Source organism: Paenibacillus motobuensis, assembly GCF_039521865.1.
In the GTDB taxonomy this organism is placed as follows: Bacteria; Bacillota; Bacilli; order Paenibacillales; family Paenibacillaceae; genus Fontibacillus; species Fontibacillus motobuensis.
Map to the genome: position 1 here is coordinate 340242 of NZ_BAAACX010000018.1, position 15204 is coordinate 355445.

A 15204-nucleotide genomic window follows, 5' to 3' on the forward strand; every position below is an offset into this window, starting at 1 on the left:
TATAATAGCATCTTTTCTAAAAAAGGTATATAATGTATAACATAACTTCCACAAACATCCTCGATTTTACATTTTTCTTACCTTACATAGTATTTTTGACCTACTTTATCTACTTTCCATTCAACACAAATCTAGCAAATCTGTCGTTCAATTCAGAGGTGAATGATGCAGATGTTCAAAAAAAGGCTTGGCGAGCTTCTCTTAGAGTCTGAGATTATAACGGAAGCGGAGTTGCAAGCTGCACTGGAGGAACAACGGCATTCCCGAAAGAAGCTCGGTGATATTCTGTTGTCGCAGGGCGTTATGACAGAACATCAGTTGATCGAGGTACTTGAATTTCAACTGGGAATTCCTCATGTGACACTATCGCGGTATCAAATCGATTCTAAGCTGGCCCAGATTGTGCCCGAGGGTTTGGCCAGACGGTATCATGTATTGCCGATCAGAGCGGATGGACGCAAGCTGATGATTGCTATGACGGACCCGCTTGATTTGCTCGTGATTGATGATCTGCGGATGAGCACCGGATTTACGATTGAGCCTGCGATTATATCGCAGGGCGAGCTGCAACTCGGGATCGCCAGATTATATGGCCTGCAGAACTCCATGAATGAGATGATCAATGACATTAGCAGCGGGGACGGCCATATCGAAGTGGAGGAATCGTCTATTACCGACGAGGATTCCCCGGTCGTGCGGCTGGTGCGGCAGATGATTGAACAAGCCGTTCGGCTTGGAGCAAGTGACATTCATGTCGATCCGATGGAGACGCAAGTAGCGATCCGCTACCGGATCGATGGCATGCTGCGCAATGAGCGATCCATTCCGAAGGGAATGCAGGGAGTGGTCACGGCACGGCTCAAAATTATGGGCAATCTGAATATCGCTGAACGCCGACTGCCTCAGGACGGACGGATTAAGCTGTCTGTTGACGGGAAAGGAATCGATATTCGCTTGTCCTCACTGCCGACAGTGCATGGAGAGAAGATCGTGATGCGTCTTCTGGACACCACTTCCGGGATCAAGGGCATCGAGAAGCTTGGTATGACGAAGCACAATCTGGAACTGTTCAGACGGATGATCGAGAAGCAGCATGGCATCGTGCTGTTAACTGGACCAACGGGCAGCGGCAAGACGACGACGCTCTATTCCGCGCTGCAGCATTTGAATCAGGAGCAGACCAACATTATTACCGTCGAGGATCCTGTCGAATACATGCTGGAGGGCGTGAACCAGATGCAGGTGAATACGGGGGCTGGTCTGACCTTCGCCAAGGGGCTTCGCTCTATTTTGCGCCAGGACCCCAACATTATCATGGTTGGTGAGATCCGCGACTTCGAGACAGCCGAGATCGCGATCCGCGCTTCATTAACCGGTCACTTAGTATTCTCGACATTACATACGAACGACGCCGTCAGCACGGTAGTCCGCCTTAGGGATATGGGGCTGGAACCGTATTTGATATCCTCCTCATTAATCGGAGTCGTAGCCCAGAGGCTAGTCAGATGTATTTGCCCTGATTGCAAGGCGGCGTATTCTCCGGATCTGCAGGAGAGGATCTATCTTGAGCGTATTGGCGTTCAGGCCGATACGTTGTATCGCGGGACAGGCTGTGGAACATGCGGCAAGAGCGGGTACAGGGGAAGAATGGCGATCCATGAGGTGCTGTATTTGGATGATGAGCTGCGGGCTGCGATCGTGAACGGTGTTCCGATCCAACAGCTGCGCCGCTATTCGTCGGAACGGGGAATGAAGCCATTATTCGAAGATGGCCTTCTCAAAATGCAGGAAGGTAAGACAACGCTGCAGGAAATACTTCGGGAGACTGGAGAGGAAGAGGAGGTGAGCGGATATTGAAGACAGCTGAGGTTTATTTCGTCGATCTGTTGCGTCAGGCATTTGATGGCGGCGCATCTGATCTTCATTTGACGGTCAATTCCCCGCCGGTGCTGCGTATTGACGGACAGCTTCACCGCCTGGATGATGAGCCGCTGGTTCCATTACAACTTGAGGAGTTCACCAGGTCGATGCTAAATGAGGTGCAATATGAGAAATTCTCAATCAGAGGCGAATTGGACTTCTCATATGGGATACCTGGGCTATCTCGGTTTCGGATTAATGTCTATCGTCAGCGTGGATCGGTCGGCATTGCGGCCCGGGTGATCTCTCCAACGATTCCCTCCTTCGAGTCTTTGAAGCTGCCGCCGGTGCTGCTGAAGCTAGCGCAGAGGCCGCAGGGTCTGTTCCTTGTGACCGGGCCTACTGGCAGCGGGAAATCTACGACATTAGCTTCGTTGATTGACTATGTGAACAGGTCGAAGAGGAAGCATATCGTTACGCTGGAGGACCCGATTGAGTATTTGCATCGTCATGATCAATCGATCATTAATCAGCGTGAGGTTGGTCTTGATACTACATCCTTCGGCGAAGGGCTGAGGGCTGCGCTCAGACAGGATCCTGACATGATTATGGTCGGGGAGATGCGTGATCCTGAGACGATTCGTACGGCAATCACCGCGGCCGAGACCGGCCATCTCGTATTCGCCACCCTTCATACCTCCGATGCTCCGCAGACGATCGATCGGATTATCGATACCTTCCCACCGGAGCAACAGGGACAGATTCGAATTCAATTGGCGGCAACATTGCTGGTTGTCCTATCGCAGCGTCTGCTGCCGTCACGGAGTGGAAAGGGGCGGGTATGCGCGACCGAACTACTGCTCAATACGCCTGCTGTCGGCAATTTGATCCGTACAGAGAAGGTGCATCAGATCAAGAGTGTGATGCAGACGAACCACCAGCTTGGCATGCATACACTGGATATGAGCTTGCAAGAACTGCTGCGGCTCAACCTGATTGATGAAGTCTCAGCCAAGCCGTATCTAGCAGAAGGACATATTTAATATGCCGCAGTATGCATATCGCGGGAAGGATATTGTATCAGGGCGCAGCTGCCGTGGCGTCATCCAGGCGATTGACCGCAGCAGCGCCCTAGCCGAGCTGAAGCAGCAGTATATCGTGACGGATATCCACGAGCAGCGGGAGTCCGTATGGAATAAAGAGTTCTACATCGGCAGCCCGGTCAAGAATGAGCAGTTCGTTGTGTTCTGCCGCCAATTTGCAACGATGATCCGCGCTGGCATATCGATTGTTGAGGCGACGAACGTGCTGGCAGCAGAATGCGAGAGCAAGCCCCTGGCCAAGACGCTGCACGAGGTGAATGCGGAGCTTCGCAAGGGCAATACATTCTCTGGTGCGATCTCTGCCTATCCGCGCATATTCCCCGCGATATTTGTCCATATGATCCGGGCCGGGGAAGAATCGGGCAGTATGGAGGATACGTTGGAGCGGTTGGCCGTCTATTTTGAACGAGCACACTATACCCGGGAGAAGGTAAAATCGGCGATGACCTATCCGGCCATCGTCAGCATAGTGGCCGTCTTCGTAGTGGTTTTTCTGCTTAAATTTATTATTCCGCGCTTCCAGACGATGTTCACTCAGCTTGGCGGTGATCTGCCAGCGATTACTCGCTTCACCCTCTCGCTGAGTCGAAGCATCGAGGAGCGCTGGTATATTTGGCTGATGGTCATGGTCTGGATTGTAGCTGTTATATATTTATTGCTCCGTTGGGAACGAGGCGCCTATGCCTGGGATTATATCAAGCTGAAAGTGCCGGTGTTTGGCCTGCTGAATCGCAAGAGCGCTATCGCTCAAATGACGCGCACCCTGTCTTCTCTCTATGCGAGCGCGGTGCCTGTGCTGCAATCCTTGGCCATCGTGGAGAAGGTGGTCGGCAACAAGGTAATTGGGGCGACGATTCGCGAATGCCAGATCTCGCTCCGACAGGGACGCCCACTCTCGGAGCCACTCAAGCAATCATGGATCTTCCCTCCACTCGTCACCCAACTGATCCTAGTCGGTGAAGAGACCGGTTCGATCGATACGATGCTGGGCAAGGTGGCCGACTTCTATGAGAGTGATGTCGAGAACAGCGTGGACAAGCTCAAGCAGTTGATCGAACCGATTATGATCGTCCTTCTGGCCGGTGTCGTAGGCTTCATTATGGCGTCCATCATGATACCGATGCTGAGCCTTTACGGAAATATAAGCTAGTAGAGGTAATTCAAAAAGTTCACTTTTGATAACAAAACCCATCGAGGCCAATTCAAGGATGAGCGACCGCGATTCAGAGGTAGGTTTTCTTGCGATATAGAATTTCATCAACTCCGTTGATAACTTATAAATCCTATATCTAACACGTAGTAGTCACTGGTAGCTTAATCGACATCGAATCTTGAATTCACCCGGGCCTAAGCAGATGCTTACGAAGTCCATGTTTCCTACGGAAACATCTCAGGTACTCACGTACCAACTACGTACGCTCCGCACCTCAGACCCTAGCTTCATCCAACCTTCTCGGTGCTGAAAAGCGGACTTTTTGAACACTCATTTAAAAAACAAAAAATATTTTAGGAGGTTAACGACTATGACTGCACTCATCCAACGTTTGAGAAAAGAAGAGAAGGGGCTTACACTCATCGAATTGCTGGCTGTTATCGTTATTATCGGGATTATTGCGGCGATCGCCGTACCGCTCATCACAGGGATGCTGGATAAAACGAAGGAGAATGCACGGGTAGCAACGGCGAACCAGCTGTTTGAAGCTGCGAAGCTGCGGTCGATTGCGAAGTTTAATGGGGAGATGAAGGAAGTCCATACTCTAGATGAGTTAATAAGTGAGGGGTATATTCAAGGTGGATTGACGGATCCGAAGGAGGGGAAGCCTTTTGACAATACTCTTACAAAAGTAGATCTTGGTGGGGTGAAGAGTAACACTACAATTGTCACGCTTTATGTTGACGGAAAAACTGTTGGAGAATTTACTATAGATCAGTTAACCAAGAGCACTGTAACCGCTACGGCCCCTTGAGGCGGAAACTAACAAGGCGATGATTCCTACGATTATGATAATTGTTAACTTTCTCATCGGATTGGGGGCCGGCTGGGCGCTTGGCGAGGTCAGCCGATGGCTGCTTGCCCGGCGCGGGCTTACGCCGCCGGGTGTATCTCCCGCGGCTGGCGAAGCCNGTCACGGCGGTGCTGTTCGCCCTCATGTACATGCGCTTCGGCTTCACCGGCGCATGGGGTATCGGACTGCTGCTGTCCGCGCTGTCCGTATTGGTGACCTACACCGATCTTGCGGCGCGGATTATTCCGAACGGGATCGTGTTGCTCTTTGGCGGTGCTCTGCTCGTCGCTGCGCCGTTCATAAGCGGTGAACCGCTCTGGGTTCACCTGCTCGGTCTAGCCTGCGGCGGCTTGCTGCTTCTGCTGCTGTCTGCACTAACCTTTGGCCGCGGCGTAGGGATGGGCGACGTCAAGCTGCTGTGCATCCTCGGCGCAGTTGTCGGATTCCCTGGCGTTCTGATCTTGCTATTCTTGGCTAGCCTGCTCGGCATGAGCGTCGGTCTGACGCAGATGATCTGGCGAGGCCGCGGGCATCGTACGATAGCCTTCGGCCCCTATCTGACTGCGGCGGCCCTGATAGTGCATGCCTACGGAAAGGAGATCATCCATTGGTATATGACAAGCGTAGTTCATCTATAATTAACCGCTGGACACGACCGGCTGGGGTCGGAGTTACAGTAGAGGAGGAGGGCGTCCGCTTCGTCCAAATTGATCATAAGCTGGGTACTGTAACGGCTTGCGATTTTCTGCCCCTTCCTTCATTGATCAACGAGGAAGGCTGGCCTGAACTAACAGTTCATCTCCATACACTACAGACTTGGCTGGAGCGTTATCGATTAAGCGGCAGCAAGGCGCATCTTGCCGCGCCGACTGCCCAGTCCTTCATCCGTATTCTACGTGTCCCTAAGGTAAGACCGCGACAGCAGAGGCAGGTGACGGCGCTTGAGATTGAGGGAAGTCTCCGCTTTCCTTTTGAACAGCCGATTATAGATTACCATTGGATGGATGAACGGCCTGAGGATCTGGAGAAGGGCATGCTGCCTACGTTCGTCGCCGCTGTTCCCCGTCCGCTCATCGTGGAGATGGTTGATGTGCTTGAGGCTGCCGGACTCCACATTGAATCGGTGGATCTTGGCGCTATCGCTTTATCGCGAATTTTACAGCGCCAGAATCAATTGGAGCAGGAGTGTGTAATGGTGATTTACTTTAAAGAAAAGGAAGCGGAGGTGTATTTATATAATAATGGAATCCCTGACTTCATTCGTACATTTTCTCTGGAACAGGTGTCGGAGGATAGTCTGAATAACTGGCGGTATAGCGAGATTGTCTCATCGGTTACGCGGATTATCAATTTCTACGAATATACTTTACATGAAGGCGGGGAACGAATTTCTACAATTATTCTGGCTGGATCTGCTCCTGATAAGGGAACGATCAGACAACAGCTGAATACGGCCTTCGGTCAGGTAAATGTATTGGAATTCGATGTTCAGGAATATTTCACTGCAGTGTCTTCGGATTGCCAGGATAGCTATGCTATTGCGCTTGGGTTGGCGCTAAAGGGGGCGAAGCAATCGTGATCGAGATTAATCTTCTCCCGCCGCGTCCACGACCGTTATGGTCCGCGCTTCTGTTGCCGGTCATTCTCTTGTTGGCTGGGGTGTTGCTCGCCGCATATTTAGTTGTAGGATACATTGAACTCAGACAATCGGTTAGCACCATGCGGACAAGCATCCAGACTACCGAGCGACGGCAGGCTGAGCTGCAGTTGGAAATACTGCAGCTTAGCAAAATGCACGGAGTCGGAACTGAAGCGAAGGATCTACTCAAGAGCTTGCGTCAGCTTCGTCCGGATCTAGAGCTCGTCATCCGTGAGATGGAGGCGCCCCTTCCAGAAGGGGGGCAAATGGAAAGTCTTCAATTTGATGGTGGCAGCGTGGAATGGACTTGTTCTTTTCACAGTATGAACGCAGTTGGGGCGTATTCGACTTCCATCCAGCAGATATTTGCTGGGGGGAAAGTATTTATTCAATCAGTGAATGAGCAGGATGAACGCTATATCGGGACTTTCCGGTTGTTAGAAAGGGACATCCCGACAATTCTTGGACAGATGCAGGCAGGTGAAGCCGGATGATCTCGGGACAGATGGAGCGAAGAGACGGGTTTCTATTATTTCTGGCCGTCATTATTTTTGTTTTTTGCGGTGTGTTTTATTTCTTATGGTATCGGCCGGTATTAAATGAATCGCATAGCTTGTCAGCTAAACAGCAGGAGTCTGTGCAGTTCTTACATAAGACTGAGCAAATCGCTGAAGATAAGCGTGCTCAGGCTAGGGAGGCCGCTGCGGAGGAAGCGGGTCTGGACCAGGGACAATTGCCGAAGAAGGTGGATCAGGAGGGGATGCTGCGCGACTTGGAGACGGCGGCGGATCTCTCCGGAGTCAAGGTACTTGGGGCGTCATTTCTCCTGGAGGAGCCGGTCACTGTTGATCGGTCTACTGCTGTTTCTACGGAGGGAGAGAGTATCACTTCCGCTGATGGATTCAGTGGTCTGCTGGAGAGAGCTAATCAACAAATCCCGGGGCTCTTGTCAATTGGTATAGAGCTTCGTCTGGAGGGATCGCTGGAAGCGACAAAACATTTTTTAGCCGCTATTCATTCTAAGGAGCGTCTATATATCGCTGAAGCAATGCAATATAAAGCGACCAGTGGGGAGGAGAGCGGGACATCCAGCCTACGGTTGAGGAGTTTCTATAATCCATAGTCGATAAGACTCCCTCCTTAGGGGGAGATCCATCGGCGTTTTTTGGGTTCTAGTGAAGAGTGGGAGTATTCAACGTTCTATGTGTTAGGTCTGATACGTATGCTTATACTAGTCATTACTGTCGTTCGGAAGAATGGCGTTTTTTTTCGGATAGAATTATACATTTTCCAACATTAATACTGAAAACTTGACATATTCCAGGTATACTATCAGTAATCTTTACAAATTAATGAGACGCTTTGCCGCTGTTCTCGTATATACTAGTATTAATACGCGGAAAGGTGGTGCATCTGGCAGAATGGATACATGGGTGCTTTGGCTAATTGCCGCAGGAGTATTACTCGTATTTGAAATGATGACGCTGACATTTTACTTGCTTTGGTTATGCCTTGGAGCAGTGGTCGCAGCGGTTGTCGCCTGGATAGCTCCAGATGCTTATATCCTGCAAGTTATAGCAGGCTGCGTAGTGGCTATTGTGCTTACGATCTTTACTAAGCCATTATCGCGAAAATTTCGTAATTCATCCAAGGGGTATGAGGATGCCGGTACAGAACTGGTAGGGAGACAGGGAGTTGTTGTTGAACCTATTGAGGAAGGACAGTTTGGAATCGTGAAGATTGGCGGAGACACCTGGAGTGCTACATCAGTGCGTTCTCTGAAGAAGGATGAGCTGGTTAGGGTGCTGAAGCGAAGCAGTACAATTATTGAAGTAGAAAGATGGGAGGATTTCACTTAATGAGCTGGGAATGGATAGTTATACTTGTTATTATTCTAGTTGTTGTTGTATTTATCTCACTTACTGTTAAGATCGTACCACAGCAACGCGTGGGTGTCGTAGAACGCCTCGGGAAGTTTAATCGCCTGTTAAATCCGGGTCTTAATATTTTGATTCCGGTGATCGATCAGGTTCGTGTGTTTCATGATTTGCGGATTCAACAGGCTAATGTGCCGCCTCAGACGGTTATTACCAAGGATAACGTGCAGGTGCAAATCGACACGATTATCTTCTATCAAGTTGTAGGGCCGGAGCAGGCTACCTACGGAATTTCGGATTATGTATACGGGGTAAGAAATATTTCCACAGCGACGATGCGTCAAATCATCGGTAAGCTGGAGCTGGACGAGACGCTGTCCGGACGGGAGAAAATCTCTACAGAAATTCGTATCGCCTTGGACGAAGCTACAGAGAAGTGGGGCGTGCGGATCGAGCGGGTTGAAGTTATCGATATTAAGCCGCCGCTTGATATCCAAGAAGCGATGGACAAACAAATGAAGGCAGAACGGAGCAAACGGGCTATCGTCCTTGAGGCGGAAGCAGCGAAGCAAGATATGATCCTTCGTGCTGAAGGGGATAAGCAGAGTAAGATCCTGAAGGCGGAAGGGGATAAGGAAGCACGGATTCGCGAGGCGGAAGGCTTGCGCCAGGCGCAGGAGCTGGAGGCACAAGGGGAAGCGAAAGCGATCCAGGCTGTTGCAGAAGCGGAGAAGGCGCGGATTCAAATGCTGCGCGACGCTGCATTGACCGAACAGGTTCTTGCTTATCAGTCGTTTGAAGCGTTGAAGGAAGTAGCTAAGGGACCAGCCAATAAAGTGTTTATCCCATCCAACGCAGTCGAGACGCTTGGAAGTCTTGGTGCGATCGGTGAGTTGTTCAAGGAAGGGAAGGGCGCGAAGTAACCCCTCCTGACATAAGATTTATGTAATAGTTGGAGCCATCCTGGTAGCTATGAGTGCTGCTAAGGGATGGCTCCTTTTTCTAACAAAACTAGGTAACGCTATTGTTAGGAGTAGTAGACCAAGGCATCTTCCAACTCCGTATTCACTAATGTGTAGGGGAAGTATGGCTCAGTAGATCTAAGGATGAGTCTGACATGGACTCCGCTCTCTACTTGCTTCATTGAGATCACTTTATATTCCCGGGTTAATTCGCTTAATTGATTGCGGTCTCTTATTACAGTCTCAGCAATCCGGCTTTGGATGCCACCTAGCCACTGATTCGGAGTTCCGTAGAAGTCCACGGTTTTGTTCTTGAGGAAGATGAGCTGGTCGCAAATAGCTGCAATATCATCTACATGATGGGTCGACAGCAGGATGAGCTTACGCTCTCCCAGTGAGGCCAGCAAGGCTCGAAACCGGATTTGCTCCAGCGGATCAAGTCCGGTTGTTGGTTCATCGACAAGAATAATGTCCGGATCTTTGATCAAGACGAGGGAAATCCCCAGTCTTCTCCGCATTCCCGGCGAATATGAACCGACTTTCCGATAGGCGGCACCTTTAAGATTGACCCACTCCAGTACTTCATCAATACGATCATCGATTTGCTGCCTAGTACCCATCTTGTTGAGCTTGCCGATATAGCCCAGCATTTCGTAGGCGTTGAGCTCATCATATAGACTGAAGTCTTGAGGGAGATAGCCTACACGTTCTTTGACCTGTATCGAATTGTCTACGGTATCAAGTCCGTTGATGAGAACCCTGCCCTGTGTCGGCTTGGTTAACCCGGAGATCAAATTCATTAATACCGTCTTGCCTGACCCGTGATTCCCCAGAATACCCAATATGCCTGTATTAGCTTTGAAATTAATGTCCTTAAGCACTTCATTCTTCCTGAAGGATTTATATACGTTCGCGACTTCTAGCTTGTTCATTGTTACCTCCTTAGGTCGGGTTAGCTTGGTCTATGACTTTCTGTCCTTCATGGCGGATACATTCAAAATAAATAGTAACACTGTGATGCTGATCAAAACGATCGTCCAGAGCTCTCCCTCGAGATTTGTACCGTCTAATAATGCCGCACCCCATAGTAGCAATGAAGCGATATAACCGGCCATACTATTTCTTGTAATATTCGCAGTGGTCAGTCCAACTACTGCCAGGAGTAGGCTGGAACTATAAAGGATCAACAATCTACCCATGCCATTCTCGAGTCCGAACAGAAGCGCCGCCATATACATCAAGGTAATCAATGATTCCGAGACTAACGCACCAAAAATAAAGCGTTCGAGCATAATTCTATACCTTGGCGTACTGCTCGTATAAATGTACCCGGCCCGCTTATTTCCATATATCTCCGAATGTATAGGAATCAGTATGCAGCTAGGTAGCAGCACGATAACATATTTAAAAATGGACCAGAAAGAGTGGTCTTTCGAAATAAACGCATACATGCAAAGGAGTAGCATAACTGTGATGACGGGCGCAGCTCCTTTAAGCAGAATCGCTTGATTGTAGGAAAAGCATATTTTCCTAACTTTTCTTCTGCGTTTTCTTGAATCATCCATGTTAGATCTATCCTGGTTTAACTGGACACAGTACAGCCATACATAGGTTGTAAGAAGCAGGATGAAGACCATCAAAGCCAATAAAGTGAAATCGAAAATAGCTGGGACATAGATTGCGATTAAGAGCATTCCCACATAAGAGACAATCTTGCTGCGCAATAAAATATATAGAACGCTGCAGAACAGGGAAGCGATAAATACAGCAGGAACATCAACCCTGACAAACGCAGACAACAGCTTCATTACATTGTAAGGCGATCGCCCAATGAGTAATGGACTCACCGAGTACAGGGCTAAGCTGACAAAGGAACAGAAGAGATAGGTGGATATGACGGTCAGCCATTTTGCCAATGCAATGCTATGAAGCGGGATAGGTTGCGAGAATAATATATGATTCGTTAAGGTGCCTTTGTGTTCTTTCAAGATCATGGTAATCGATAGCGGCATTGTGCAGAGAACGAGAGTCCTTAAATGATGTGTGAATAAAGAAACCGCCTGATCCTCTGCCAGGTAGCTAGGGAGTATCGGATTGCTCAGAAATGCAGCTAACAATACGGCGGCTGCGATCATAAGCCAGCCATAATTTTTATAAAGCCTTTTGTATTCAAGCGCTACTATATTTTTCATCGAACGATCCCTCTTATTTGCCATAATTTATTCTCAAGTATGTAATAACTCTTATAAAACGGACTGCCAGAACAAAATGTTATAAAGAGAAGGAGGGGATAGTCCTAATCGTTATGTGTTTATATGGCGAGTATAGGAGGGAGGCTGCCAAATAGACGCGATGTCTTTCTTGTCTAACAGATTATGTATAATGCCAGGGCTGCTGACCAACGAATCATATCTCCGTTGTCCAACAGCCCTGTGTATAATAAACCGCTTAGGAATTACGCTTGGCGAGCTGTTCTTTCAGTCGATCCAGTTCTTCATTGACTGCTGTAGAATCAGCTGAGTTTGAGGCTTCGCTATGAATGCCTCGGGAATTAAGCGAAAGGTCGAGATCCGTCTCCCACTCCAATATCTTCTCTTCCATCCGTTCAAATCCCCGTGCCGCATCCCCGTCCTCGATACCACGACTGAAGTTTGGTTGCTGTACTGCGGCGCGGTCCTTGGCTTTTTGAGCTCTGGCTGCCAATTCATTGCGTTTTTCCTTAAGGCGGGCATATTCTTCCTCCGCTTGGCTTAATCGCTGCTGCAGTTCAAGAACATGTTCCTTCGCTTGGTTCATTTCCAAGGTGTGCTGCTGCACTTTGTCTTCAAATTGAATCTTGAGTATAGCTGCTTCACGGGCTGCGGCCTCATTGCCTGCTTGAAGCTCGGAGAGGGCGCGGAGCTCGTATTCTTTAACGGATTGTACGGCTTCATTTAGTTTTCTCTCTGCTACGCCGGCTGCTCTTTGCTGTCCCTTGATATTCTCTTCGGCTCTGCGGATATCTTCTTCCATATTCCGTAAATACTGCCCAGTCATAAGGACCGGATCTTCCAGTTTGTTCAATACTTCATGGACGGTTGCTTTGGTTAAGTTGGAGATTCTCTCAAATATACTCATTGTTATCTGCTCCTTTGAATTTGAATTCGTATTTTGTGATTAGTAATTGCTGAAATGGTCAAAGTATTCGGCGCCGCCGATCGGTTCCTTTGGAACGATCAGGGTAGCGATCAGATAGAGGGCGATCACTGTGCCGAAGCTGCAGAGGGCAGCTACAACAGCCACTAGCCGTACTACCGTAGGGTCAACGCCGAGCCATGCTGCGATACCTCCGCAAAGCCCACTCACCTGTCTGTTTGTTGCAGAACGGTACAATTTTTTCATTTTTCAACACTCACTTTCTTATATAAATTCATCGTTTGGTTACTTGGTTGTTTGTTTGTGCGTCGTTTTCTTATGTTTTCATTGTATATGGATTCGGTTCTCGGCATAACGGGCTTAAGATGGTTTGTGAACTAGACCTTAGTCGGGCCGAGAAGCACGCCACAAGACCGGGGGCAAATACAAAAAAGGTAATACAGGCTTAACATTGCAGGATTATACTAGGGTTATGGATAATATTATTTATAAAAAATGGGATTTGCCTAAGGAGGATACAACGTGACTAACTTGATTAATTTTGCCCACCGTGGAGCTTCCGCTTATTGTCCTGAGAATACAATGTCTTCTTTTGTCCGTGCTTTGGAGCTTGGTGCCAGCGGGATTGAGACAGACGTGCAGCTGACGAAGGATGGCCGTCTCGTGCTAATTCATGATGAATCGCTGGAGCGGACCACGGGAACGAAGGCGTTGGTGAAGGACTTGACCTGGGAGGAAATTCAGACGCTGGACGCTGGGAGCTGGTTCCATGCCGATTTTGCGGGTGAGAGGCTGCCGTCTCTGGAGCAACTGCTAGAGCTCACATGCGATAAGGGTATTATCGTGAATATCGAGCTGAAGAATGGCTTCATCCAGTATCCTGAATTAGAGAAGAAAGTGATCGAGATGATTAAGCGCTATGGGATGGCGGATCGAACGATTATTTCCAGCTTCAATCATTATTCTTTGCGGGAATGTCATCAGATCGCGCCGGATATTCGTACTGGCATTCTGTATGGTGAAGGGCTGTATGAGCCATGGGTGTATGCGAAGGGGATCGGCGCTGATGCGCTGCATGCATACATGTATGCATTGACACCGGAGTTAGTTGCCGAGGCGGCAAAGCACGGAGTTGTTTATCATCCGTTTACTGTAAATGAAGAGAGTATGATGAAGGCTTTGATCCAGGCTGGGGTAGCGGGGATTATTACCGATTATCCGGATAGACTGGCCCAGCTATTATCAAAATAGTGTTTAAAAGGTCAGACTTTCGGCACCGAAGCTAATGCTTCCGATATGTGTTTCTTCGAAATGCTTCAGGTTGGATGAAGCTAAGGGTGACTTTTTAAACAACCTCTAAATAGGGAGCGTGACTGAATGAAGAAAACATGGCTGCTGGGACTCGGTTTTTTTAGCATCAGTTTGACCTGGGCGCTTTATAATGCCTTCGTACCGCTGTTCTTGGACAATTATTTGAAGAGCACAGCGATGATAGGGTTTATGATGACGATTGATAATTATTTCGCGATGTTTCTACAGCCATGGATCGGTCACCGCAGTGATAGAACGAATACGAGATACGGACGCAGGATGCCGTATCTGTTAATTGGGATGCCGCTTGGCGCGGTATTCGCAGCACTTATTCCTTGGCATACAAGCTTCCTTACCCTGGTATTGTTCATGGTGTTAATGAATTTGTCGATGAGCTTGTTCCGGTCGCCGACGGTTGCATTGATGCCTGACATCACAGAGGAGAAGAATCGTACCAAGGCCAATGGGATCATTAATTTTATGGGCGGTGTAGGCTCAGTGCTGGCTTTTGCCCTCGGTTCCAAGATGTACGGGATCAGTTCGTATATGCCATTCCTGTTCGCAGGAATTGTCATGTTAGGTTCCTTAGTTGTGTTAAAAGCAGTCATCCGGGAGCCGGTTACGCTGCTAAGCCAGGAGGAGGCTGCGAAGCCGATCCGTCCAATCTCCATTAAGGAAGAGCTGAACCGCACGACGCTATTCATATTGGGCGCGATCTTCTTCTGGTTCGTAGCGTATCAAGGGGTCGAGGCTTTATTTACCCTGTATGGTACCAAATATATCGGTATGTCTGATAGTGAGGCTTCATTCTCACTGACGTTCTTCTCGCTTGCCTTTCTCTTGTTCGCCCTTCCGAGCGGCTGGCTTGGGGCCAAGTTCGGTAAGAAGAAAATTATTTCTATCGGAGTAGGCGGTCTGTTTGTCATTTTCGGTTCATTGATCTTTGTCGATTCCGTATTATGGCTGCGAGTACTTCTGATCATTGGCGGTACTTTCTGGGCATGCATTAACATTAACTCTTATCCATGGGTCATTTCGACCGGCCGTGAAGAGAGTATTGGTACGCGAACAGGGATCTATTATTTTGTATCGTCTCTGGCAGCCATATCTTCTCCACCGCTATTAGGCTGGGTCATTGATATATTTGGTTATTCTGCACTGTTCGTATGCGCTTCGCTTGGTATGCTTCTCGCTCTGGTCTGCTTATTCGGGGCTGCATCCGAGAAGAAATCCTCCGGACAGCAGCCGAAGGACGGTACGCAGTTGCCAATTAGGTAATAGAGATGGGCTTTTGACCGCAATTGAAAATGC

16 protein-coding genes are annotated in these 15204 nt (G+C 48.7%); 12 read left to right on the forward strand and 4 right to left on the reverse strand.

Going from position 1 to position 15204, the window contains the following annotated elements; all coding sequences use genetic code 11:
• Positions 1-165: 165 nt before the first annotated feature.
• The 10 genes from ABD014_RS20805 (at position 166) to ABD014_RS20850 (ending at position 9408) form a co-directional block, all read left to right on the forward strand.
• A complete protein-coding gene (locus ABD014_RS20805) occupies positions 166-1857 on the forward strand; it encodes a GspE/PulE family protein (RefSeq protein WP_343864551.1) in 1692 nt (563 codons plus the stop codon).
• Positions 1854-2903, forward strand: coding sequence for a type IV pilus twitching motility protein PilT (locus ABD014_RS20810; protein ID WP_343864436.1), 1050 nt, complete (start codon positions 1854-1856; stop codon positions 2901-2903). The genes ABD014_RS20805 and ABD014_RS20810 overlap by 4 nt, the downstream gene beginning before the upstream one ends.
• Before the next feature lies 1 nt (position 2904).
• Positions 2905-4113, forward strand: coding sequence for a type II secretion system F family protein (locus ABD014_RS20815; RefSeq protein ID WP_343864438.1), 1209 nt, complete (start codon positions 2905-2907; stop codon positions 4111-4113).
• Positions 4114-4486: 373 nt separating this feature from the next.
• Positions 4487-4930, forward strand: a complete 444-nt coding sequence (locus ABD014_RS20820) for a prepilin-type N-terminal cleavage/methylation domain-containing protein (protein WP_343864440.1) — start codon at positions 4487-4489, stop codon at positions 4928-4930.
• Positions 4931-5112: 182 nt separating this feature from the next.
• Positions 5113-5607, forward strand: coding sequence for a prepilin peptidase (locus ABD014_RS20825; protein ID WP_343864442.1), 495 nt, complete (start codon positions 5113-5115; stop codon positions 5605-5607).
• Complete coding sequence (gene pilM, locus ABD014_RS20830) at positions 5577-6548, forward strand: type IV pilus biogenesis protein PilM (RefSeq protein WP_343864445.1); 972 nt, start codon at positions 5577-5579, stop codon at positions 6546-6548. The genes ABD014_RS20825 and pilM overlap by 31 nt, the downstream gene beginning before the upstream one ends.
• Positions 6545-7102 carry a hypothetical protein gene (locus ABD014_RS20835; RefSeq protein WP_343864447.1) on the forward strand — a complete coding sequence of 186 codons (558 nt, stop codon included), beginning with the start codon at positions 6545-6547 and terminating at the stop codon, positions 7100-7102. The genes pilM and ABD014_RS20835 overlap by 4 nt, the downstream gene beginning before the upstream one ends.
• Positions 7099-7731 (forward strand): hypothetical protein, encoded by a 633-nt coding sequence (locus ABD014_RS20840; protein ID WP_343864449.1) that lies wholly within the window; start codon positions 7099-7101, stop codon positions 7729-7731. The genes ABD014_RS20835 and ABD014_RS20840 overlap by 4 nt, the downstream gene beginning before the upstream one ends.
• Positions 7732-8029: 298 nt before the next feature.
• Positions 8030-8467 (forward strand): NfeD family protein, encoded by a 438-nt coding sequence (locus ABD014_RS20845; protein ID WP_343864451.1) that lies wholly within the window; start codon positions 8030-8032, stop codon positions 8465-8467.
• Positions 8467-9408 (forward strand): SPFH domain-containing protein, encoded by a 942-nt coding sequence (locus ABD014_RS20850; protein WP_251417441.1) that lies wholly within the window; start codon positions 8467-8469, stop codon positions 9406-9408. Before ABD014_RS20845 ends, ABD014_RS20850 begins: the two co-directional genes overlap by 1 nt.
• A gap of 104 nt (positions 9409-9512) precedes the next feature.
• Here the strand turns inward: ABD014_RS20850 and ABD014_RS20855 are convergent, their stop codons facing one another.
• From ABD014_RS20855 to ABD014_RS20870, 4 genes are all read right to left on the reverse strand, one after another.
• Entirely contained in the window at positions 9513-10379 is an 867-nt protein-coding gene (locus ABD014_RS20855) for an ABC transporter ATP-binding protein (protein WP_343864457.1), read from the reverse strand.
• 30 nt (positions 10380-10409) lie between these two features.
• Positions 10410-11639 (reverse strand): hypothetical protein, encoded by a 1230-nt coding sequence (locus ABD014_RS20860; RefSeq protein WP_343864459.1) that lies wholly within the window; start codon positions 11637-11639, stop codon positions 10410-10412.
• A gap of 256 nt (positions 11640-11895) precedes the next feature.
• Positions 11896-12564 (reverse strand): PspA/IM30 family protein, encoded by a 669-nt coding sequence (locus ABD014_RS20865; protein WP_343864461.1) that lies wholly within the window; start codon positions 12562-12564, stop codon positions 11896-11898.
• Between the two features lie 39 nt (positions 12565-12603).
• A complete protein-coding gene (locus ABD014_RS20870; protein ID WP_251417433.1) occupies positions 12604-12828 on the reverse strand; it encodes a PspC domain-containing protein in 225 nt (74 codons plus the stop codon).
• Between the two features lie 276 nt (positions 12829-13104).
• Here ABD014_RS20870 and ABD014_RS20875 point away from each other — a divergent pair, with 276 nt between their 5' ends.
• On the forward strand, positions 13105-13833 hold the full coding sequence (locus ABD014_RS20875) for a glycerophosphodiester phosphodiesterase (protein ID WP_343864464.1): 729 nt from the start codon (positions 13105-13107) through the stop codon (positions 13831-13833).
• Positions 13834-13959: 126 nt separating this feature from the next.
• On the forward strand, positions 13960-15171 hold the full coding sequence (locus ABD014_RS20880; RefSeq protein WP_343864466.1) for an SLC45 family MFS transporter: 1212 nt from the start codon (positions 13960-13962) through the stop codon (positions 15169-15171).
• Positions 15172-15204 lie beyond the last annotated feature (33 nt).